General features: G+C 30.2%; 21 protein-coding genes. 17 read left to right on the top strand and 4 right to left on the bottom strand.

Going from position 1 to position 23,204, the window contains the following annotated elements; translation table 11 throughout:
* Positions 1 to 386: 386 nt before the first annotated feature.
* From FVE77_RS10330 to FVE77_RS13020, 3 genes are read right to left on the bottom strand one after another with little or no spacing between them, the layout of a single operon-like run.
* On the bottom strand, positions 387 to 1,031 hold the full coding sequence (locus tag FVE77_RS10330) for an FHA domain-containing protein (protein ID WP_026746797.1): 645 nt from the start codon (positions 1,029 to 1,031) through the stop codon (positions 387 to 389).
* 33 nt (positions 1,032 to 1,064) lie between these two features.
* Complete coding sequence (locus tag FVE77_RS10325) at positions 1,065 to 1,892, bottom strand: FHA domain-containing protein (RefSeq protein WP_026746798.1); 828 nt, start codon at positions 1,890 to 1,892, stop codon at positions 1,065 to 1,067.
* Between the two features lie 16 nt (positions 1,893 to 1,908).
* Positions 1,909 to 2,343: a DnaJ domain-containing protein gene (locus FVE77_RS13020; RefSeq protein WP_026746799.1), complete on the bottom strand. Its 435-nt coding sequence runs from the start codon at positions 2,341 to 2,343 to the stop codon at positions 1,909 to 1,911.
* 198 nt (positions 2,344 to 2,541) lie between these two features.
* On the opposite strand from FVE77_RS13020, the gene FVE77_RS10315 reads away from it, so the two are divergent.
* The 5 genes from FVE77_RS10315 (at position 2,542) to FVE77_RS10295 (ending at position 6,701) form a co-directional block, all read left to right on the top strand.
* Positions 2,542 to 2,769: a hypothetical protein gene (locus FVE77_RS10315; RefSeq protein ID WP_155828136.1), complete on the top strand. Its 228-nt coding sequence runs from the start codon at positions 2,542 to 2,544 to the stop codon at positions 2,767 to 2,769.
* Positions 2,770 to 3,036: 267 nt separating this feature from the next.
* Positions 3,037 to 4,290 (top strand): glucose-1-phosphate adenylyltransferase, encoded by a 1,254-nt coding sequence (locus FVE77_RS10310; RefSeq protein ID WP_006805978.1) that lies wholly within the window; start codon positions 3,037 to 3,039, stop codon positions 4,288 to 4,290.
* A 240-nt stretch (positions 4,291 to 4,530) separates the two neighbouring features.
* Positions 4,531 to 5,919, top strand: coding sequence for a glycogen synthase (locus FVE77_RS10305; RefSeq protein ID WP_026746801.1), 1,389 nt, complete (start codon positions 4,531 to 4,533; stop codon positions 5,917 to 5,919).
* A gap of 132 nt (positions 5,920 to 6,051) precedes the next feature.
* Entirely contained in the window at positions 6,052 to 6,390 is a 339-nt protein-coding gene (locus tag FVE77_RS10300; protein ID WP_026746802.1) for an AbrB family transcriptional regulator, read from the top strand.
* Positions 6,391 to 6,404: 14 nt separating this feature from the next.
* Positions 6,405 to 6,701, top strand: a complete 297-nt coding sequence (locus FVE77_RS10295) for a type II toxin-antitoxin system RelE/ParE family toxin (RefSeq protein ID WP_026746803.1) — start codon at positions 6,405 to 6,407, stop codon at positions 6,699 to 6,701.
* 483 nt (positions 6,702 to 7,184) lie between these two features.
* On the opposite strand, the gene FVE77_RS12700 is transcribed toward FVE77_RS10295, so the two are convergent.
* Positions 7,185 to 7,355, bottom strand: coding sequence for a hypothetical protein (locus tag FVE77_RS12700; RefSeq protein ID WP_026746804.1), 171 nt, complete (start codon positions 7,353 to 7,355; stop codon positions 7,185 to 7,187).
* A gap of 256 nt (positions 7,356 to 7,611) precedes the next feature.
* Between FVE77_RS12700 and wzy the strand changes: the two genes are divergently transcribed.
* From wzy to FVE77_RS10235, 12 genes are all read left to right on the top strand, one after another.
* Positions 7,612 to 9,006: an O-antigen polysaccharide polymerase Wzy gene (gene wzy / locus FVE77_RS10290; RefSeq protein ID WP_026746805.1), complete on the top strand. Its 1,395-nt coding sequence runs from the start codon at positions 7,612 to 7,614 to the stop codon at positions 9,004 to 9,006.
* 15 nt (positions 9,007 to 9,021) lie between these two features.
* Entirely contained in the window at positions 9,022 to 9,978 is a 957-nt protein-coding gene (locus FVE77_RS10285; RefSeq protein ID WP_006805970.1) for a hypothetical protein, read from the top strand.
* Positions 9,979 to 9,999: 21 nt separating this feature from the next.
* Positions 10,000 to 10,473 (top strand): GNAT family N-acetyltransferase, encoded by a 474-nt coding sequence (locus FVE77_RS10280; protein WP_026746806.1) that lies wholly within the window; start codon positions 10,000 to 10,002, stop codon positions 10,471 to 10,473.
* A gap of 9 nt (positions 10,474 to 10,482) precedes the next feature.
* Positions 10,483 to 11,250, top strand: coding sequence for a glycosyltransferase (locus FVE77_RS10275; RefSeq protein ID WP_026746807.1), 768 nt, complete (start codon positions 10,483 to 10,485; stop codon positions 11,248 to 11,250).
* A 56-nt stretch (positions 11,251 to 11,306) separates the two neighbouring features.
* On the top strand, positions 11,307 to 11,834 hold the full coding sequence (locus tag FVE77_RS10270) for a hypothetical protein (protein ID WP_026746808.1): 528 nt from the start codon (positions 11,307 to 11,309) through the stop codon (positions 11,832 to 11,834).
* A gap of 138 nt (positions 11,835 to 11,972) precedes the next feature.
* Entirely contained in the window at positions 11,973 to 12,746 is a 774-nt protein-coding gene (locus FVE77_RS10265) for an endonuclease/exonuclease/phosphatase family protein (protein ID WP_026746809.1), read from the top strand.
* Between the two features lie 22 nt (positions 12,747 to 12,768).
* Complete coding sequence (locus FVE77_RS10260) at positions 12,769 to 13,602, top strand: glycosyltransferase family 2 protein (protein ID WP_026746810.1); 834 nt, start codon at positions 12,769 to 12,771, stop codon at positions 13,600 to 13,602.
* Positions 13,603 to 13,618: 16 nt separating this feature from the next.
* Positions 13,619 to 14,812 (top strand): CDP-glycerol--glycerophosphate glycerophosphotransferase, encoded by a 1,194-nt coding sequence (locus FVE77_RS10255; RefSeq protein WP_026746811.1) that lies wholly within the window; start codon positions 13,619 to 13,621, stop codon positions 14,810 to 14,812.
* A 605-nt stretch (positions 14,813 to 15,417) separates the two neighbouring features.
* Positions 15,418 to 18,102 (top strand): DNA mismatch repair protein MutS, encoded by a 2,685-nt coding sequence (mutS, locus tag FVE77_RS10250; RefSeq protein WP_026746812.1) that lies wholly within the window; start codon positions 15,418 to 15,420, stop codon positions 18,100 to 18,102.
* Between the two features lie 24 nt (positions 18,103 to 18,126).
* On the top strand, positions 18,127 to 20,475 hold the full coding sequence (locus tag FVE77_RS10245; protein ID WP_026746813.1) for an immunoglobulin-like domain-containing protein: 2,349 nt from the start codon (positions 18,127 to 18,129) through the stop codon (positions 20,473 to 20,475).
* Positions 20,476 to 21,815: 1,340 nt separating this feature from the next.
* A complete protein-coding gene (gene lptB / locus FVE77_RS10240; protein WP_026746814.1) occupies positions 21,816 to 22,550 on the top strand; it encodes an LPS export ABC transporter ATP-binding protein in 735 nt (244 codons plus the stop codon).
* A 14-nt stretch (positions 22,551 to 22,564) separates the two neighbouring features.
* Positions 22,565 to 23,179 carry a Type 1 glutamine amidotransferase-like domain-containing protein gene (locus FVE77_RS10235; RefSeq protein WP_026746815.1) on the top strand — a complete coding sequence of 205 codons (615 nt, stop codon included), beginning with the start codon at positions 22,565 to 22,567 and terminating at the stop codon, positions 23,177 to 23,179.
* The last annotated feature ends 25 nt before the right edge of the window (positions 23,180 to 23,204 follow it).

The following is a 23,204-nucleotide window of genomic DNA, read 5'->3' as shown; positions in this document are numbered from 1 at the left end:
TCCCGTTAAAAAATAAGAATAAATTTTTATAATAAGGTTGTTTTATAGTTAATTCATAATCATTTAACTAAATTGTTTTTTATTATTTTTTAGGTATTTTGATTAATGAATTTTTTTTCATATTACCATGTTTTTTCTTTTTTATTTTCGTAGGATTGCTCATTGCCGCAAATCCTACAACCTATGGCTAGACTCCGACTTTTATTTGCCCAACTTCGAAACTCCTCCTTTCAGTCGTCAAACAATCGCAGTTGAACAAATAAAAGCTTCGTCGATTTATTAAAACAAAAAAAATATTTTAATTATTTTGAAATACTAGGTTTATATCTCTTATTAGAAAAGTTTGTAATAAATTTTTTATTTAAATTGAGTTTAGTATAAATTTATTAAATCTGTTCATAATCTTCAATTTTTACTTCTAAATCATTATTTTTATTCTGAAAATTCGTATTTTTCACAATTTTTTCATCATTTAAATTTTCGTATTTTCTTTTCACACTTTCTTCTCTTGACTTTTCCTTTTCCCAGTCAAAATAATCTCCGCACAAATTCACAAATACAAACTTGCTTTCCCCCATTTCCACTACTGAATAAGCTCGTAATTCTACTGTGTTGTAGACTGCTTCTCCATTTAGATAAATAAGCCCATTGGAATCTCCGGGAGTTAGCATAAATTTTCGCTGTTTGGGATTATAGCTTATTGAACAATGGTTTTTTCTAGAAATCATAGTATCTCCTAAAATTTGTATATCCATATTTTCTCCACGCCCAACAAAGTTACGTTCGCTCACAATCCTGTAGTCTTTTCCCTTATCATGCCCCTCAATGCACGTAAGCCAACCCACGACTGGATCTACGGTGCTGTCTTTAGACCAGTAGGCTGTTGTTCTGTCTTCATCCTTCATTTCTTCAACCAGATTAATTTTGTCATCCAGATTTTCTGTTTCCAGCCCTTCTGATCTGCAGTAAGGACATAAGCTGTATCTTGAAACATCGTATATATGACCATTTTTACATCTATCCAATTTCATTTCAAAATTTTCCTTTCTTTTTTATTTATAGATTTATTTTAATAATATTTTTGTAGTCGCTAAATAAATTATGTCTCCTGATTCCACTTTTACTGGTATATTTTTTTTCAGCTTTATTTTCCGTTTATCTAAACTTCTTTCTATTCCACTTCCATTTTGTGAGCCTAAATCCTCATAATACCAGATTCCATTGACACGATTTAATATTCCATGAGCCCTGCTGACTAAATTTGAATAAATCCCTTCACTTACATCTATATCCACCCTGTTTCTTGGCGATTGCTTACCAATAAGAAGCGATGTTGCCCTCCCAATTTTCCAAATTTTCATATCATAATCTTCTGAATCCTTCAAAAATATATGCTCAATCTGCTTTTTCTCCAAATCCTCTATTTCCTTCACTCTTTCTAAAAATACATTATGCTCTCTTTCTCTCTCATGCTTTATATTTTTGATTTCCTCCTCAACTTTCACCTTTTCAAAAAATCTTTCCACAATAAGCAGATAAAGTGTAACTCCAATATAAATAAAAATTGAAAAATAAAGGCTTTTTGTAGAATAACCTGAAAGGTGTACAAAAATGAATGTAAATATTAAAACTGTCATTATTAAAATATTTTTTATATTTAAAAATTTGTAACTTTTTTGATTTTTTGCATTCAATTTACGTTTTTCATATTTTTTAATTCCCTTATCCACACTAATTTTATTTCTTTCATCAACAATTTTTCCATTTTCTCTATTTTTTCCAATCCGTGCTACGCTTCTAAGCCTTTCCAGCCTGTAAATGCTCCCACGCCCAAATGAACTCTTAAAAATATTTCCCCAATTTGTAAAACTTCTTCTAATTCCCCACAACATTTCTAATTTCCCCTTCTTACTTTTTCTCTTTCATATCAAAAAAACTCTCAAACCTGCTTTTCACACTTTCCTTCTCAGCTTTTGCTTTATTTTTCCCAATTTTATCTAGCCCAAAACTGTTTTCAAACATTCCTTTCATTTCAGCTGCACTCTTAAAAAATTCTTTTCCAAAAGTAAAATTATTTTGAGAAGATTTACTTTTAAAATTTTCCTTATTATTTTTATTTTTTGGATGATTATTCCCATTTTCCCTTTTATAATCGTACTCTTTCCGTTTTTTCCCATTTGAAAGTACTTCATAAGCCTCTGTTATTTCTCGAAATTTTTTTACAGCTTTTTCATCTCCTGCGTTTCTGTCAGGATGATATTTCATTGCCAATTTTCTATATTTCTTTTTTATTTCAGAAATATCTGCATTTTCAGGTACTTCCAGTATTTTGTAATAATCCATTTCTCTTCCTTCTTTATTAATTTTTCTTTAATTTTAATTAAATAATACTATATTATTATATTTTTGTCAATATATTTTTAATTTAAAGTTAATATTTTTGGTTTTAAATTTCACAAAAAAGACATAAAATTTACATATTTTTGTCAAAATTAAATGGTATTATGTATTTGTTCAAAAGATAGGAGCATAAAAATAAAAATGGAGATGATTAATATGAATATGAAAAATACTTTTAAGAAAATGGCTGCAATTCTAGGAATAGCGGGAGTGTCAGTTGTGTCTTTCGCAATACCGCCTAAAAAATTGCCTCCAAGAAAGCCTGGAGCTGAAATTGTTCAGCCAAATAAAAAAGCTGCCAAGAAAAAGAGCAGAAATGTAAAATCGCCTAACAGATATCGTGCAGTTCCTCAAGAAAAAAGAAAATAATAAAAAAAGCTCAATTTATAAAGTTATTACTCATACAAAAGAATAAAATCAATACTGTTTTACTAAAAAAGCCATCTTAAATATAATATAAGGTGGTTTTTTTAGTTGACCAAAATTTGACAAATTAAATAATACTGAAGGCTGGATAAAATAGTAAGAACTTATTAGCCTGATTTTATTGTGTGCAAAATTTTTATAAAAATAATTTGATTTTTTGAAAAATGGGGGTATACTTTTAATGTAAAGAACAAAAATGGAGGTATTTATATGAAAGTTTTAGCTATGATTTTAGCTGGTGGAAGAGGGTCAAGACTTGACATTCTATCAGAAAAAAGAGTTAAACCAAGTGTTCCTTTTGCTGGAAAATTCAGAATTATTGATTTTGCGCTAAGTAACTGTTCAAATTCTGGTATTTATGATGTTGCATTACTTACTCAATATTTGCCATTATCACTAAATGAACACATCGGATCTGGGAAACCATGGGATTTTGACAGAAGAGATACTGCAATTACAATGTTGCAACCACATGAAAAACTTGGTGGAAATTCCTGGTATCAAGGAACTGCCGACGCAATTAGACAAAATATTGACTTTATTAAAAGTAGAAATCCTAAATATGTATTAATTTTATCTGGAGACCATATTTACAAAATGGATTACAGATGGATGTTAAAAGAACATGAAGAAAACGACGCTGAACTGACAATAGCTGTACAGCCTGTACCTATTGAAGAAGCAAGCAGATTTGGTATTTTTGAAGTTGATCAAAATAAAAAAATCTTAAACTTTGAAGAAAAACCAGCTGAACCAAAAAGTAACTTAGCTTCAATGGGAATTTATATTTTTAACACAGATTCATTATTAGAATACCTTGAAAAATTGGAAAACCACGATTTAGACTTTGGAAATCACGTTATTCCTGCGATGATTAATGAAGACAGAAAAGTTTATGTTCATACTTATGACAGCTACTGGAAAGATGTAGGAACTTATGATTCATATTTGGAAGCAAATCTGGATTTAATCAAAAAATCCGAAGAAGTTGGAATTAACTTGTATGACCAAGGATGGAAAATTTACACAAGAAGTGAAGACTTGGCACCTGTAAGAATCGGAGTTACAGGAAGCGTTCAAAATTCATTAATCTGTAATGGATGTAAAATCGAAGGAAGTGTGGAAAATTCAGTATTAGGACCTGGAGTTACAGTTAGAAAAGGTGCAACTGTGAGAAATTGTATTATTTTCTCTGGAACTTATGTAGATGCAAATTCTCACCTAGATACAATTATTTCTGATAAAAACACATATATCGGTAAAAATTCATTTATAGGGAATGGAAATGCAAATATTCCAAATAAAGAACGTCCAGACTTGCTGTCTTCAGGAATAACGGTTATTGGTAAAGGTGTAGTTATCCCTGATGGTTCAATTATTGGTAAAAATGTAAGAATTTTTTCTGGAGTAAAAATTGATGAGCATAACAGATTAATTGAAACAGGGGAAACTGTAAAATGGTAGTTTGCACTGTCTAAAATTAATAATTAAAAAAAATTCAAGTTATTGAGATTTTTAAACTATTTTAAATAGTGGATCTTGGTAGCTTGAATATTTTAGAATATGCTCAAAACCTTCTAAAACCAAACTGATAGAATAAAAAAGGTTTTAGCAAAATAATAGAATAATAGAATAATCATAATTTTGCAGTTCGGTTTTAAAATGATTGTACTAAAAATATTTTTAAGAATAGGAGTGATTAATTTGAAAATAGTATATTTGGCATCTGAAGTGGCTCCGTTTTATAAATCTGGTGGACTAGCTGACGTTTTGGGGGCATTGCCTAAAAAAATGCAGGAATTAGGACATGAAGTTTCTATAATAATGCCTAAATATGATATAATACCGTTAAAATATCTTGAAAAGCTGGAATGGGTAGCAAGGCTTGAAAGTCACGGAGATGTGTTTAATTTAGTAAGATACCCAGATGATAAGATAAATTATTATTTTATTGAAAATAAAGCATTGTACGAAAGAGGACATGTTTACGGTGACTTTGATCAGGATGTTCAATATGCGATGTTTTCAGAATTGGCACTTAGATTTTTGAAGGAAATTAATTTGCAGGCGGATATCTTGCATTGTAACGACTGGCAAACTGGTCCAGTTCCGTATTTTTTGAATGTTAGATATAACTATGATCCATTTTACTGGGATATGAGAACAGTTTACTCGATTCACAACTTAATGTATCAAGGACAATTTTCTAAATACTCATTTGAAAGAATGGGGTATTATATGGATGACAGACATGACTTGAACTTTATGGAAATAGGAATTGGATATGGAGATGTTGTAAATACAGTGAGTCCAACTTATGCCGAAGAAATAAAATACGCTTACTTTGGTGAAGGGCTGGAATGGATTACAAACAGAAAATATATTCACGGTATTCTAAACGGAATTGATGTGGAAGAATTCAATCCTGAAACAACAAAGGGAATAATTCCTTTTAATAAGGATTCTTTAGATAAAAAGAAAGAAAATAAATATTTACTGCAAGAAAAATTAGGATTGCCAAAATCAGATGTTGCTTTAATTTCCATAGTTTCAAGACTTGTGGAAGGAAAAGGGCTGGACTTGGTATCAGCCGCGCTTGAAAACTTATTGCAGTATGACGCTGTTCAAATAGTGATTTTAGGAAGCGGAGATAAATTCTACGAAGACTACTATAACCACTTGGCATGGAAATATCCAGATAAATTCAAAGTTTATCTTGGGTACAACGGACAGCTTGCAAATGAAATCTACGCTGGAAGTGACATGTTCCTCATGCCATCAAGATATGAGCCTTGCGGACTTAGCCAAATGATAGCAATGAGATTTGGAACTATACCAATTGTAAGGGAAACAGGAGGACTAAAAGATACTGTACAGCCTTACAACATTTTTACAGATGAAGGGAATGGATTCTCATTTACAAACTTTAATGCAGATGATATGCTTTTTACAATAAAAGTGGCAGAAGGAATTTATTATGACAGACCTGACATTTGGGAAAAATTGGTAAAAAGAAACATGGAGCTTGATTTTTCTTGGGACAGATCAGCAAGAGAATATGAAAAACTTTATGAATTAGCTAAATCTTATTAATTTTTAAAAAATAAAATGGAGTAGAACTTTGATGTTGCACTCCATTTTTTGCTCTAAAATGTAATTGACAAAACCTGAAATTAGGTTTATAATTTTACCAAGAAACAAAGAAACCAAAAAAGGAGATTTTTTATGGAAAGTAATATTTTGGAAATGAATAAGACAATCTCGATTTCTTCTAAAAATCAGATTACAATTCCTAAAAAAGTTATGGAATATCTAGGTTTTACAAAAGAGGCAAAAATAAAGGTTAGCAAAGGCTCTTTGATTGTAACGCCTGTAAAAGAAAATGAAGATATGGAATTTTCAGATTTGATTTTGGAGGACTTGATAAAGGAAGGATATTCAGGAGAAGAACTTTTAAAGGAATTTAAAGTTAGAAAAAATAATGTCAAGCCTGCAATTCAGAAATTAATATCAGACACAGAAAAAAATGGAGTAAGCTATGAGGATGTATTTGGGGAGGATTAATAATAGAAACAGAAGTGATTATATCCACTGGTGCGGCAAAATATTTTAAGAAATTAAAAGATAAAAAATTAAAAGATAAATTTGCTGAAGCGATTAAAAAAATTAAGGAAAATCCTGAAATAGGAGACATGAAAAAATCCGATTTAGCAGGCATATATGGTTATGACATTTTTTACAATAAAATTAATTATGAACTAGCGTATACAATTAAGATAGAAGATAAAAAAATAGTTATTGTACTATTAGCAGGAACAAGAGAAAATTTTTATAAAACTTTAAAAAAATATTTGAAGTCCAATAAAATAGTGTAAGAAAAAAGTCAAGTTTTTCAAGTAATTTGTGAAAGATTTGATTTTTTTAATAGCAGTTTTTACTATTTTTATTACATTTTTTCTTTTTTCACGGATTTACTTATTACTTTAAATCCTTATTTTACAGTAAATATTTATCCCAGTAATTAAAATTATCTACATAATGCCTGTTTCCAGATTTCGACTTTTATTTCCAATTTCAAGACTTTTCTTTTTACTTGTCAGAAAATTGCAGTCGAACAAATAAAAGTTCTGCTGATTTAGTAAATTAGAAAGATATTTGCTATAGAATTTTTGAGATTTTAAGTTTTCAGTAAAATAGGATTTGTTTAAGTTTTTCTGTTTGTTTGGATTATTTAGAGAAGATAAATCAATTTTTTGAAATAAAAAAAGAAAATTACTTAAATTTTATATAAAGCAATTTTTCCTAAAACAAATATTTCAACTTTGTATTTTTATTATATTAATTCATAAATTAATATTTTATTTAGTATCCTCACAGTATACATTTCCGTTATATTTTTCATAACATTTTCTTCCTTTTTCAGCTGCCTTTTGATGTGCTCTTTCCCATCCTTTTGGATCAAGTAATTCACATCCGATAACACTCAAGCCAAGTATAGCGATAATCAAAATTTTAAATAGACTTTTCATATAAAAATCAGCTCCTTTGTATTATTTTGTTTATATTGAATTATATCATTTTTTTTTTTTTTGGATTTCATTAGAAAGTTGTTAGATTTAAAATTTTTATTTAGTAAATAAAAACGATTTTAAAGTAAAAAAAATTAAATAATCTAAAAGATAGATTTTATATTAAAATACAACATTTCTGATTGAAGTTTTAATACCGATGTGATAAAATTTTAGATGAAATAATAAGAAAAAATTGAAAAATAGAGGTAAATTAATGAAAAAAGATAAAATTGGATTTTTGATATTTCATATATTTTTTATTGCGTTTGTGCTGTTTTTGAAAAATGTAGCTTCTTTTCAGAATGAGGCATTGGAGATGAAATTTTTGGAATATCTGCTTATGGGTGTTTATATTTATACGTTTTTTACGGCGAAAATTTATTTGGAATGGCTAAATTCGTATATGATTTTTTTGTATACGCTGTTTTTGTTTAATTTTACAAGGATATTTTTGGATATTGTGAATTATAGGGAGTTTGGCTGGGCTACGAAGTTTGCTAATTTTTATTTTTTTTATGATGTGAGAAATGAGATAATAAATGTTTTTCTGCTGGTATTACTATTTACGCATCTAGGATTTTTCATTGCGATTTCAAATGAGAAGATTAATGAGATTAGAAGCAGTGTTACGCTTGAAAGCAGAAGGCTGTTTACGAATGTCGGAATGGCTCTGTTTATAATTTCATTGCCTGCTTTAGCCTACAAGATGTTTATTCAGCTAAGGGTTATTTTGCGGGCTGGATACGAGGCTTATTATACTGGAATTTTAAAGGGAGTTGATTATCCTGCATTTACAAAAGGCTCTGGTACAGTAATGACAATTGGATTTTTGATATTTTTAATTTCAATTCCATCCAAAAGAAAATTTTTGACAATTTCTTCACTCTATCTTATGGTAAAACTACTGGATTCATTCAAGGGGGCAAGAGCAATATTTTTGACACAGCTTCTTTTTATAATGTGGTATTACGCAAAAGTCTATGGAATCAGGATAAAAGCTAAGACAATGATAAAATTAGTAGGATTTACCGTGATTTTTTCACAAATTCTAGTGTCTGTGCGAAGTAAAAAAATATTCAGTCTGGATTTGGTAAACACAATTTTTAATTTTCTATTTTCTCAAGGAGTAAGTTATCTTGTACTTGGCTACACAATCAATTTCAAGCATAGCATTGTAGGAAACGGAAGCTACCCCTACATCTTGCAGGGAATATTTGGCTTTAAGCCACAGTCGCTCGAAACACTTGCCACAACCAATTCCATTGCGGATAAATTAACATATTACCTAAATTCAGGTGCTTATTTAAAAGGAGAAGGAATTGGCTCGAATTATATTGCAGAAATGTATGATTTAGGCTACTTCTGGTTAATTGTAATTTCAATTCTGCTTGGAATTTTTATTATAAAATACGAAAAATATGTTGTAAAAAATAGATTTTTATTATTAACAAGCTATTACTTTATACCCAATTTATTTTATATCCCAAGAGGCTCATTCTTTGGGGAAGGGCTTGTAAAAAATATGGCAATGCTAATTGCAGTTTATGTGCTGATTTTCAGTTTTGACTATATGTACAGGAAGATAGAGGAGAAGAAGGAATTGATTTAATTTTTTAGGAGTTGAGTGAGATTGAATGAGCAAGAACTAGTATTTAAAGTGCATTGGGTAGAAAAATTGAAAATATTGTGTAGAATAGTTTGTGTTCCAGCGATAATTATTTATCAAGGAATAATAATATCTTCTCAGTTTTTAACTTCAAAAAAAGAAGTATTTTTAGGATATTTTTTAATTACTTTGCTTTCAATTATAGCATTTATAATTTTATCTATTTATATTTTTAATAAAAAAATTGTAATATCTAATGGTATTTTGACATATTATAGAAGAAAGGAAGTTTGGAGCAGAAAGATAGAAAAAGATAAGATTAGAGTATTTAATGGCAGTAGCTGGTTTTATGAAAATATTAAATATTTATGGATAGATTATTGTAATATTCCAATTTCTTTATTTGGGAAGAAGAATTGTTCAGAACTTGAAAAAATTATTTATGAATTTCAACTTGAAAAAAAGGAAATTGAAAATACAGTATTTGAAATTCCAAAAAAGGAATTACTTGTAGAAAAATTTAAAGATATTTTTAAAAATAATGTTATTGGAGTAATTTTTACTTTGATAATAGTTAAAATAATCTCTTCTGATGCTATTTTTTTGAAATATTTTTTGATAATTATTACTTTTGGAGCTATTATTTTAGAAATTATTTCTTTAATTAGGATGAAAATTTATACACCGAAAATTATAAAAATATTTAGTAATTTTATAAGTATTGATGATGAAAAATACAGTAAGTATGATATAAAAAAGTTAATGATTACAAGTCCGAATACAAAAAGTGGAACGATAGATTTTGGATACAGAATATTAAAAATTTTTGGAAATAAGGAAAAAAAGGTTTATACACTAATTACTTCTAAAAATTCAGAGTTTAAAAATTCTGGAAAGGATGAGGATTACGAAACTTTTTATGAAGAAATAATGAAATTTTGTATTGTTAATGGAATTGAGTATGAGTTGGTGTAGAAAAATAGGAGTTTAATATTGATGGAAATAGAAAATATAAAAATAATAGATGGAATAAATGACAATAATAAAAATGATATAGTCAAATGGACTAATGAAAAGGGAAGGAACTTTCTTGAGCAATGGGCTGGAAAAAGTCTTGATTTTCCACTTACGGAAAGTCAAATTGATGATTTGAAGGATATTTATTCGATTTTTTGTGAGAATGAGTTTGTGGGGATTATTCAGAAAATACGAAAAGAGATGGATAATGTTCATATTGGAAGATTTCTGATTAATCCTGAACTTACTGGAAGAGGGCTTGGAAAAAAGGCTTTGATAGAGTTTATAAATTTAATTTTTCAAGATGAGGACGTAAATTCGATTACGTTAAATGTGTTTGATTATAATGCGAGGGCAAAGAAATTGTATGAGAAAGTTGGATTTAAAGTTGTGGATGTTACTGAAAAGCCAATAAAAAAGTATATGATGATTATGAAAAAAGATGAAAAATAGGAGAAAATAATGATAGAAAAAAAAATATATTATGTCTGGATTGGGAATGCCAAAAAGCCAGATATTTTCTATAAATGTCTGGAATCGTGGAAGAAAAATCTGCCTGATTTTGAAATAATAGAGATAAATGAGAAAAATTTTGATATGGAAAAACATCTTGCGAAAAATAGATTTTTTCGTGAATGTTACGAAAGAAGGCTTTGGGCGTATGTTTCGGATTATATGAGAGTGCATTTTATGTATGAAAATTCTGGAATTTATGTGGATACGGATATGGAAATAATTAAGGATTTGACACCGATTTTGGAAGGAAAAGATGAATTTTCTAAAAATGGGAAGATGAATTTTTTTATTGGCTATGAGGATGAAAAACACATAAGTGTTGGGATTTTTGGGACAACGAAGCATAATGAAGTCTTAAAGGACATTAAAGATTTTTACGAAAATGACATTTGGAAACAACCTATTTGGACAATTCCTAAGATTTTTACGTATACTTTTGAGAAAAAATATAATTTGAGTGAGAAAAGGGAAAATGTTTTGAAAAATGGGGAAATAGTTGTTTTTCCGAAAGAATATTTTTATCCTTACGGATTTAAGGAAGTTTATTCTGATGATTGCATAAAACCTGAAACATACGGAATTCATTGGTGGAATGATAGCTGGAGCAGTTTGAAGGCTAGATTGTTTTTGGAAACGAAGCATTTGAGCGGGATAAAAAAACTGGTTAAAAAGATGAGGATAATTGCGAGGTTTTATTTGAAGGAAAAGAGATAAGGAACTAAATATTTGAAAAAATAATAAATTATTCAATAGGAGAGTGAAAAAATTACATGAAAAATTTAAAATATTTATTAATTATGATAATAGCAGTATTAGGATTAAATTCTTGTTCATATATATGGAATCAGTTTACAGATGCAATGTATGATTTGGCACATGAAGGAGAAGAAAGAAAAAAAATACATAAAGATAATGAATTTGCCATTATAAATCCTAATTATACAAAAAATATAAAAGAATTGTTAGAAGATGTAAAAAAACGAGAAATTACAAAAAAAGAAATTTCATTTGAAAATGAAATGTATCCAGAATCAGGACATTCTTTAGAAGTATTAATTCCTGTTGGGACAAAAATAAAAGGGTATCATCTAATTGATGAAAAAACAGGGTATGGTTTACCAATTAGATTAATGACTATGTACAATGATACTCCTACTGTTATGGATTGTCATCATGTTGCAAATAAAAGAGATGGGAAATGGATAACTAAAGTTTCAGTTGTATATGGAAGTCCAATGTCGGCAGAATATATAGCAAAAAAAATTGGAGAAAAAAATGGGTTTGAAATATGTAAATAGTATAAAGAAAAAATAAAGTTGGTAGATACTAAAAAAAGTGATATAATTGAATGAAAAATTTGGAATAACAGATAAATTTTTATTAGAGAAACTGTTATTTTGAGAAAATAAAGAAGGATTAGGAGAAATATTGGAAAAATGAGTAATTTAAAAAAAATATTGTTGTCGCTTATGATTTGTGGGGCAACTGTTAGCTGGGCGAAGGAATTTAAGATAATGACATATAATATTTATGGAGGAAGGCTTACCGATGGGCAGAAACTGGGAGAGAGCATTAAGCCGTATAACCCTGATTTTGTATCGCTTCAGGAAGTTGACAAGTTTACGAAAAGAAGTAATTTTCGTGATATAACTTCTGATATTGCGAAAGTTCTTGGTTATGATTATTATTTCTTTAAGAAATCAAGAGATTATGATGGTGGGGAATATGGAATTTCATTTATTTCAAAATATCCGCTTGAGAAAATATATACCTATGAATTGCCGTCGGAAGGGGTAGAAAAAAGACAGCTTATAGTTGCTGAACTTTCTAAAAAGACTTTTGGGAAAAAGGTGCTGGTAATGAATACGCATTTGGACTTTAAGCAACAGATAAAGCCTGAAGAAATGGAGTCACTGGACTTGCTTACAAAATTTTTTGATAAAGATGATATAAAGTTTTTGAGTGGAGATTTTAATTTTTTACCAACAACAAAATATTATGGAGAGATTACGAAAGACTGGAGAGATACTTATATGGAATCCAATGCTAGTGGTGTAAGAACTCTTTCAGATCCACGTATTGACTATATTTTTGGTAGCCAGTCGAAAAAATGGAAGGTAAAATCAAGCTATTTTATTAATGATGCAACGCAGGACTGGACAAAACTGTCGGATCATCTTCCATATATAACGGTTTTGGATATAAAATAAAAAAAGAAGGAGATGTGAAAATATGAAGGTTTCCCTTGTAATGCCAACGATAAATGTTACAACAGAATTGGATTTGTTTCTAAAAAGCCTGAAGGCACAGACTTACAAGGATTTTGAGTTAATTGTGGTGGATCAGAATGAAGGAAATGAAGTTTTTGAAATTGTGAAAGACTACGAAGAGGACTTTAAAATAAAATATGTAAAAAGTGATGAAAAAGGGTTAAGCCTAAATAGAAATAGAGGACTTATCTTGATGAAAGGCGAAATTGTGGGATTTCCTGACGATGATTGTGAATATAGTCCCAACACACTTGAAAAAGTTGTAGAATTTTTTGAAAGAAAAAAGAATTATCGAATTTACTCGTGCCGTACGCTTGAACGTGGGAAAGACTATGGAACAGGTGTTATGGAGAAAAAAGATACCGAAATAACGAAGGATAGTGTGGATACGACTGTGAAGTCTATAACTTTTTTTGTAAATTATGGTAAGGATGATATTGTCTTATTTGATGAAAATCTAGGCGTTGGTGCAACTTTTGGAAGTGGGGAGGAAACAGACTATGTGCTGACATTGCTTCACAAAGGCTATAAGGGAAGATACTTTGCAAACGATATAATTTATCATCCAGCAAAAAAGGGAAACTATAACGATCTGGAACGTGCTTATAGATATGCATTGGGATTTGGAGCATTGGTAAAAAAGGAAGTAAAGGGCAGAAAAAACAGATTTTATATTCTGAAATACTGGAAGAGACAATTTAGAAGTTTTGCTGGAATGATTGTTACAAGAAACAGGGCATATCATAGAGTTGTGATGAAGGGTAGAAAAATTGGATATACAAAATATAAAATTTAAAAATTAGGAGAAAAATATGGATAAGGTAAAATGCTTGATAAATATGATAATAGCTTATCTCATTTATCCATTTAACAAAGGAAAATTCAAAAATAGAAATATATGGCTTGTGGGCGGAAACGCAGGAGAACTTTTTGTGGATAATGGACGTGCGATGTATGAGTATTTACGGTCAAGACAGCAGGAGGAAGTGTACTGGGTAATAAACAGAAATGCAAAGATTGCAAAAAAAATTCCAGGAGAAAAATTGATAAAAGGAAGTGTAAAAAGCTATCTGTATTTTATGAATGCAAAAGTTGCATTATTTTCCCACTCAATTTCTGCGGACATTGTCCCATACCTGTTTGTAGTACCATTAATAAATAAATTTCATAAAAAAGTATTCAAAGTATTTCTAAATCATGGAACAGTAGGTTTTAAAGTCCGACAGGCAATGAATCTAAAAACAGCAAAAGTAGCAGAAGCCCTTGTAAAATCTTATGATTTAAATATCTGCGATTCAGAATTTGAAAAAAAAGTAAAAACAGAAACTTGGTGGGAAGTTCCAAAGGAAACAGCAGTTATAACAGGCTACCCAAGATATGATAAATTATACAATCTAAAAATTACGGAAAAACAAATATTCTTTATGCCGACATGGCGAAACTGGCTAAAGTCAGAAAACTCAGAAAATCAAAAATTTGAAGAAACAAAATATTTCCAAAATATTGCAAATTTAATTACAGACAAGAAATTAAATAACTATTTGGAAAAAAATGATATTAAATTAAACATTTACATTCATCAGTTAATGCAAGATTATCTAAAGAACTTTGGAAATATAAAGCTTGGAAAAAATATAAAAATACTCCCAAAAGAAGTAAACATAACTGAAGAACTGCAAAAATCAAAATTATTAATAACAGATTATTCAAGCGTAGCCTACGATTTTTACTATCTGAACAAGCCAATTATCTTCTTCCAGTTCGATAAACGTGAATATGAAGAAAAAGTTGGCTCTTACGTAGACCTAGACAAGGACTTATTTGGAAAACAAGCCAAAACTGTAGAAAAATGCGTTGAAGAAATCATTGAAATCTCTGAAAATAATTTTCATTATGATAAGGAAATGAAGCAAAAGTCTGATAAGTTGAGAGAAAAATTTTTGAAGTATGTGGATAAGGGAAATTGTGAGAGAGTTTACGATGAAATTTTAAAAAGAATAAACTGATTATATTTTTGATATTTATTTTAGATTATTTTTATTAATAATAGCTTTTTCTTTTATAATTTTAATCTTTTCTAACGTAAGGGCATCAGACGCCATGCCCTTACAACCCCGCTTACCGCAAAACTTTCTTATAAAAGAAAAATAGAACTCGCTTTTGAACAAAAATTATTTTATATCTAAATAAATATGTATAATTAAAAAATATTTCAAAAGCTCAAACAGCTATTTTTCTTCTAACGAAATTTTGCTCGAAAATCTTTTAATTAGAATAGTTGTTATAACTAAATTAAAATTGTCGTGATTTTTTGGAAATGAAATCGATTGTTTGAGCGAAGTTTTTACGTAGCGAGTTTCGATTTTGTTTTCAAAAAATGCTTAGACGAGCGGGGATTGTAAAGGGGATGGCGATTGATCCCCTTTACGTATAGAAAAAGAAAAAATATAAAATATAGAAAAAGTGTTTATTAACAAAAATTTATTTTATATAATTTAATAAGAAATAAGCAGGGGATAATTTTTATTAATTTTTTAAAAAATTGAAAAAGAAAATAAACTATGATAAAATTTAAAGATAAAAAAATAAAGAGAACAGAGGTAAAATAACGATGGCAGATACACCGCTTATGAAGCAATATAAGGAGATAAAATCAAATTTTGAGGACTCTATATTGTTTTTTAGATTGGGTGATTTTTATGAAATGTTTTTTGAGGATGCGGTGAAAGCGTCACGTGAACTTGGACTTACGCTTACTTCGAGAAATAAGGAGAAGAATGTGGATATACCGCTTGCGGGGGTTCCGTTTCATTCGGCAGATTCATATATAACAAAACTTGTTTCAAAAGGGTATAAAGTTGCGATTTGTGAACAGACAGAAGATCCGAAGATGGCAAAGGGAATTGTAAAACGAGAAGTTGTGAAGATTATAACGCCGGGGACAGTTGTGGATGTGGAGGCACTTGATGCCAAGAGCAATAATTACTTGATGAGTATTTTGAAAATTGAGAATAAATTTGGAATTGCGTATATTGATATAACGACTGGAGAGTTTAAAGTAACGGAAGTTGAAAAGGATGATGATTTTGTAAAATTATTTAATGAGATTAATAAGATTGAGCCTAAGGAAGTGCTTGTTACAGAGGATTTTTATGGAGAAATAAAGGAAAAGTTAGATGATTTTTTACAAAAGAATGATTCAGTTGTAACTTTTGTGAATAAGGTTCGGGATAGTGCGAAGTATCTTATGGATTATTTTGAGATTGTGTCGCTGGAAAGTTATGGAATTAAGGATAAAAAGGCGATAATTGGAGCTGCAGCCATGGCACTTGATTATGCGGCTACTATGCAGGTTGAGCATGAGCTGACTGTGGAAAAAATTGAGTTTGTGAATATTTCCAATTATGCTGAAATAAATGCGATAACAAGCAGAAATCTGGAGCTTTTAAAAAATCAGAGAGAAAAAACTGTTTATGGCTCGCTTCTGTGGGTGCTGGACGAATGTAAAACTTCGATGGGAACACGGCTTTTAAAAAGATTTATAAATAATCCGCTTTTAAATATTGAAAAAATACGGAAAAGACAGGAAGATGTACAGTATTTTATTGATAATATCCTAATTCGTGAAGACTTGAGGGAAAAACTTGAGAATATTTACGATTTGGAGCGGCTTTTGGGGAAAATAATCTTTGGAAGTGAAAATGGAAAAGATTTGACAGCATTGAAAAAAACGATAAAATCTGCTGTTGAAATAATGAGAATTTTGGGAAATACTGATTTTTTTAGGAATATTGATGCAAATATTTTGTTTGAGTGTTATAAAATAATTGACGACAGTATAAATGAAGATGCGCCGTTTTCAGTACGTGAAGGAGGTATTATAAAATCAGGATACAATGAGGAACTGGATGAAATAAGGAATATTATGAATTCTGGGAAGGACTTTTTGCTGGATATTGAACAGCGGGAAAGGGAAGCAACTGGAATTAGAAATATGAAAATAAAGTTTAACAAGGTTTTTGGTTACTTCATCGAAATTACAAAAGCAAATCTGGATATGGTGCCAGAACATTACATAAGAAAACAGACTCTTTCAAACTCAGAGAGGTACATTACGCCTGAACTGAAAAAATATGAGGACACAATAATAAATTCCAAGGCAAAAATCGAAGATTTAGAATATCATTTGTTCAAGGAAATTAGCGGAAAACTCAAGGAACATCGGAAAATTTTGTCAGAACTTGCAGAAAGGCTGGCATACATTGATGTAATGGTATCTTTTGCTGTAAGTGCCATTGAAAATGATTACGCAAAACCTGAAATGAATGAGGAATATTCATTTGAAATTGAGGGCGGAAGGCATCCAGTTGTGGAAAAACTGATTGGAAGGACGGATTATGTTTCAAATGATACAGTCTTTACTGAAAAAGAAAGTTTTGTTGTGCTAACAGGGCCTAATATGTCGGGAAAATCAACGTATATGAAGCAAATCGCATTAATTTCCATAATGGCTCAGATTGGCTCTTTTGTCCCTGCTAAAAAAGCAAATTTATCAGTTATAGACAAATATTTGACACGGATTGGGGCTTCTGATGATATTTTGACTGGGCAAAGTACATTTATGGTGGAAATGAGTGAAGTCTCCAACATTCTAAACAATGCGACTGAAAAAAGTCTGATAATACTGGATGAAGTTGGACGTGGAACTTCCACAACTGATGGAGTTTCCATTGCGACTGCCATTTCAATGTATATTCACGATAAAATTGGTGCTAAGACAGTTTTTGCAACACATTATCACGAACTGACTGATTTAGAAAATAAATTTGCACACATTGTAAATTATCGGATAGAAGTGGATGAAAAGCAGGGAAAAGTAATGTTTTTGCGAAATATTGTAAAAGGCGGAGCAGACAAGTCCTATGGTATTGAAGTGGCGAAATTGGCTGGTCTTCCAAAGGAAATATTGATTGAAAGCAGGAAAATATTGAAACGGCTGGAGCAGAAAAAGGAATTGATTGAAAGAACCGTAGATGTTCACCAGCTTTCACTTTTTGGAGAAAATTCAGAGTTAGAGAATGATTTTCAAGAATTTGAAAATGAAAGTGCAAATGATTTTGAAAATACTGAAAATAATCAGTTTTATACGGAAAAATTAGCACAGGTTGAAGAAGAAAAGGAAAGTTTGTTAGAAATTATGAATAAAATAGAAAATTATGACATAAATAATATCACACCAATGGATGCAATGAAATTTTTGTTTGAATTAAAGGAAAATATTACAAAAAGAAATTAAAATTGGTAAAATAGGAGAAAAATAATGTGGAAAAAAATAGCTTATGGAGGACTTGTATTAATACTGATATATTTCATATATGCGGTATTCTTTAAAAAAATTCCGACACCGCTTGAACAGATGCAAAAGGATATGAAAGCCAAAAAAGTTGTGTACAGATTAAAAGATGATGCTATCATTTATGCGGATGAACAGATTGGATCTGAAGGAGATGAAGTTATTAGGTTTAAAAATGTAATTGTAGATTTAATAAAGAAAAAGATGTTAATTTCTGGAAAAGAAGGGGAAGTCAATACAAAGACATCTGATGTTACATTAATGAAAAAAGTTGTTGGAACAACGAAGGACAAGAAATGGGAAATTTATACAGAACGTGTGGAATATAAGAAACAGGGAGACACGTTAATTTCTCCAGTGAGGACAAAGCTAATAAATACTGTTGATGACACGGTTTCTGAAGCAGACAGGGTTGAAACGACAACAAAATTTGAAGTAATTGTAGCAATTGGGCATGCAAGCTATAATAATAAGAAAGATAAAAAGACATTGACAGCAGACAAGATTACGTATCACGATCCAATAAAAGTATCTGATGCAGAAGGGCATGTAGTCTACAAGGAAGAGCAGACAAAAAGAGAATTACGTGCAGATAGAATGCGTTACGACGATATAAACAAAATTGGAACTGCTTTAGGAAATGTAATTTATACGGATCCTGAAAATAAGCTGACTGGATACAAAGTTGACTATTATATGAAGGATGAACGTATAGATGGGCAGGGAAATATTGTCTATACTGGTAAAAATAGTGTGATTTCAGCAGATACAGCTTCATACTTTATAAAGAAAAAGCAGGTTGATGGAAGAGGACATGTAAAATATACGAGCCCAACTTTAATAGTAACAGGAGATCACGTATTCTACGATGAAATTGCCAAAATATTAAATGGTGATGGAAATGGGACTTATAACTATTTACCAAGAAAAACTACTGGAACATATAGAAGTGGAGTTTATGACTTAAAAACAGAAACGCTTACAACAAATGACTACTATACTGCAAATTATGATGACTATAAAATGGATGGAACAGGACTTATATATGTGTTCCCAACTGGAGATGCCAGAATGAACGGTCCGTTTAATGTTAAAAAGCAAAACTTTAATGTACATGGTGCAAATGGAACAATGAACACAATTTCAAAAGATATTTTTGCTAATAAAATGGAAATGACAAGTGTTCAAGGAGATAGAATTACATCTGATACAGGGCGCGGAAGTTTTGAGAAAAAGGAATTTAGGTTTGATGGGCATGTTAAAGGTAAAATCCGTGGAAATGTAAAAGATCTTGTAAATGATCCAAGACCGCTTGTAGAATCAGAAGCAGTAAACTTCATAGGAAATACTGCCAAAGTTTATTTCGTTTCACATAAAAATGGAAGCAATATGAGTATTACGCGTAGTGAAATTAAGGAAAATGTGCATATGACTTATAAGGATATTACGCTTGATTCACAATATAATGAAATGGATTCTGGAAGAAACCTTATTCTTGCAAGGGACAAGGTTATGGTTGACTTTAAGAATAATACAAAGATGACAGCGAATTATCTTTATATGGATATGAATAAGCAGGAAGGGTATGCCAGAAACAATGTAAAAATCGTAAGTACATTGCCACAATTCAGAGCGATTAATACAAGTGCAGATAAGGCTACAATTTATTTGAAAGATAAAAAAATAAAATTAAATGGAAATGTAGTGACTTATCAAGGGAAAACGCAAATTTCATCTAAAAGCGCAATTTACGATATGGATAAGAGAATCCTTGAAAATGAAGGAAATATTCAGATGCAATATGAAATTCAGAATAACGAGGAACAAGGACGGTCAGATCCTAAAAATGCAGCGGCAACTCAGGAAGTAATAGGCAAATTGTCAATTCCTGAAGGAGAGGTCAGCACAAGAGGAGGAATTAACTTGCCAAAATCAATGACAGCCTCAAATGGAGTTCCAGTTACAATAAAATGGCGTTCTTCAAACTCAAGCCTGTTTGCAGTATCTGGAAGAATTAACAAGCAGTTTTATGGTGGCGGAACAAAAGGAGTAACTTTGACTGCAATAGCTAAAGCTGGTGTAGATACAGCTGAAAGAACCTTTAACGTGAGTGTTCCGACAGAATCAGCACACGAAATGCTTGTTAGAGCCGCAAAAAATATTTATGTTCCAGAAGATGGCGGCAATTTACCTTCGTCAGTAAGAGTAAATGTGAACAAGGGAACAATAGATGTGCCAATTTCTTGGAGCAAAAATGGAGACAGATATGTGGCAACATTAAGATATGGCGGTGCATCTTACCAGAAACAGTTTTAGATAAATAGGGAAAGTGGGTAGAAAATACTCACTTTTCTTTAATACTAAACCCCCATTTGAAAAATAGCAATAAAATTCTATAATAGGCCTGTTCGACAACTAACTATATGTGCTTATAGTTTAATAAAACAAATATTCTGAAGCAAGGGGTCTTGACCCCTTGTGGAAATAAAAAAACTTAAGTTATCGAACACGTCTAATAATTAATTTGACAGCCTTATTAAAAAAATCAAATCTAATTTTTAAGATAAATACTTAATGACTAAATTTAATTAAAGGATGTTTTGCAGTTACATAGGCTGTAAACAGTACAGTCTTGTAAAAAGGGATTTAATTACATGAATTTCTGATTTCTTTTAAATGGGAAATAGTATAAATATATGTTTGAGATTATATGAGACAGAACTAGAAAAGAAAGGGATTATAAATTGTTATGGATATGAAAGAATTGCAAGGGAAATTGACTGAAAAGAATTTGAATATCTTTCAGCAAATAAGATACGCTTTTTTTATTTTGAAAAAACTTGTGCTTGACAGGAATGATGTATGGTGGATATTATTTTTCTTTTTTATATCCTGCGTTAAAATTACAATAGAAGTTATTATTGAAAATACTGGAATTTTATCGTTTGCAAACATACTTCAGATTTTTAAATTTTGTTATTATTTGGCGCTTTTTCTGTTTTATCAAAAAATAATTTTTAAAATAGAGGAGAAAAATTATTCAAGATTGGACCAATCAGCCTCGAAATGTTTTCTTTTATATCTGATATATTATATAATTAGCTATATGTCTCGATATTTACCTTTTTCTTTATTTTTTGATGAATTTCATTTAGTTTTTGGGGCAGGGGCTTTGGTGGTGCTGATAATTTTTTGGATTTATTTATTTTACTTCATACCGTTATTTTCTGCAAGACCATTTAATTTAAGAGAGTCTTGGGATTATAATTTGCATTTAATTAAGGGAAATAAGTTAAAAATGATAATTCCCGGTATTCTGTGCTTTCTTTTTTATTTTTCAGCAATATTTGTTTTGTTATTTCCAATGTTTCCAATTTTTGAGGAGTTAGGCATTGGCTTGTTATTTTTAATTTCTAAGTTCGGTATAATTGCCAGGGAATTTATTAGTACTTTTATGATTATATTTTTTATAATTTTGCATAGTATAATATATTTGAATGTGGAATATTTGGATAGGAAGATAAAATAATAATTTGGGGAAATTGCAAATTTTAAAAAAAAGTAGAAAAAAAAGCAAAAATGATTTATAATATAGCGAAGTGGTAACTTGTGATAAGTAAAGTTATTTGAATGATAATTTTAAAATAGGAGAAGATATGGCTAGAAAAATTAGTATAGAAGCCGATAGCTTGAAAAAGATATATAAAAACAGGGAAGTTGTAAAAAGTGTGAGCCTGTCGATGGAAAAGGGTGAAGTTGTAGGACTTCTTGGGCCTAATGGAGCAGGAAAGACAACTACCTTTTACATGATTACAGGCATTGTAAGGCCAAATCATGGAAGAGTAATGTACAACGGAGAGGAAATTACAACTTTGCCTATGTATAAGAGAGCTAGATTAGGACTTGGATATTTGCCACAGGAGGCCTCTGTTTTTAGAAACTTGACTGTGGAGGAAAATATTGTGTCAGTTTTAGAGATGCGAGGAGTCAAAAAGAAAGAAAGAATTGCTACAATGCAGAATTTAATTGAGGAATTCAAGTTATCTCATGTAGCAAAAAGTTTGGGATATGCACTTTCCGGAGGGGAACGTAGACGTGTGGAGATCGCTAGAACTATTTCTACAAATCCAGATTTTATACTGCTGGATGAGCCTTTTGCAGGAGTAGATCCGATTGCAGTTGAGGATATTCAAAATATAATAATGCAGTTAAAGGAACGTGGGCTTGGAATACTGATTACCGATCATAACGTGCGTGAAACATTGAGAATTACAGAAAGAGCTTATATAATGGCAGAAGGTACAATTCTGATTGCAGGAACAGGACAGCAGATTGCAAATGATGAAACAGCTAGAAGAGTGTATCTTGGGGATAACTTCAAACTTGATTAGAGAGGATGATTTTTTTGAAAAATATGATTTTAACATCGTCTTTATACGAAAGTATAGAACTTGTAAAAAAATTTTTAGATAAAAATACTGAAAGTAAAAAAATACTATTTATTCCCACAGCAACTAATGTAGACGAATATAAAAAATACATACATCTTACTCAAAAAGTATTTGAAGATTTTGGTTATGAAGTGGAAAATTTTGATGTTTCTATTTTTTCAGAAGAAATTGCAAAAGAAAAATTGTCAGAAGCGAAAATAATTTTTATTTCTGGTGGAAATACATTTTATTTATTGCAAGAATTAAAAAGAAAAAATTTAATACCTTATTTAAAGGAAAGAATAGAAAATGGACTGTTATATATTGGAGAATCGGCAGGTTCAGTAATAGCGGCTCCTGACATAGAGTACGCCTCTATAGTGGATGATAAGACTTTGGCAACAGAATTAAATGATTATACAGGGTTAAATTTAGTAGACTTTTACATAGTTCCTCATTTTGAGGAAGAGCCTTTTGTGGAAGGTTCGAGAAAAACTGTTGAATTATATAAAGATAAATTGGATTTGAAATTGATTAATAATAAGGAAGCAATATTGGTTGAAAATAATAATTTTACAATAATAAAATAAAGATACAATAGGAAAGGAGCGGGAT

Source organism: Leptotrichia hofstadii (assembly GCF_007990525.1).
In the GTDB taxonomy this organism is placed as follows: domain Bacteria; phylum Fusobacteriota; class Fusobacteriia; order Fusobacteriales; family Leptotrichiaceae; genus Leptotrichia; species Leptotrichia hofstadii.
This window is presented reverse-complemented; position numbering and strand designations above follow the sequence as displayed.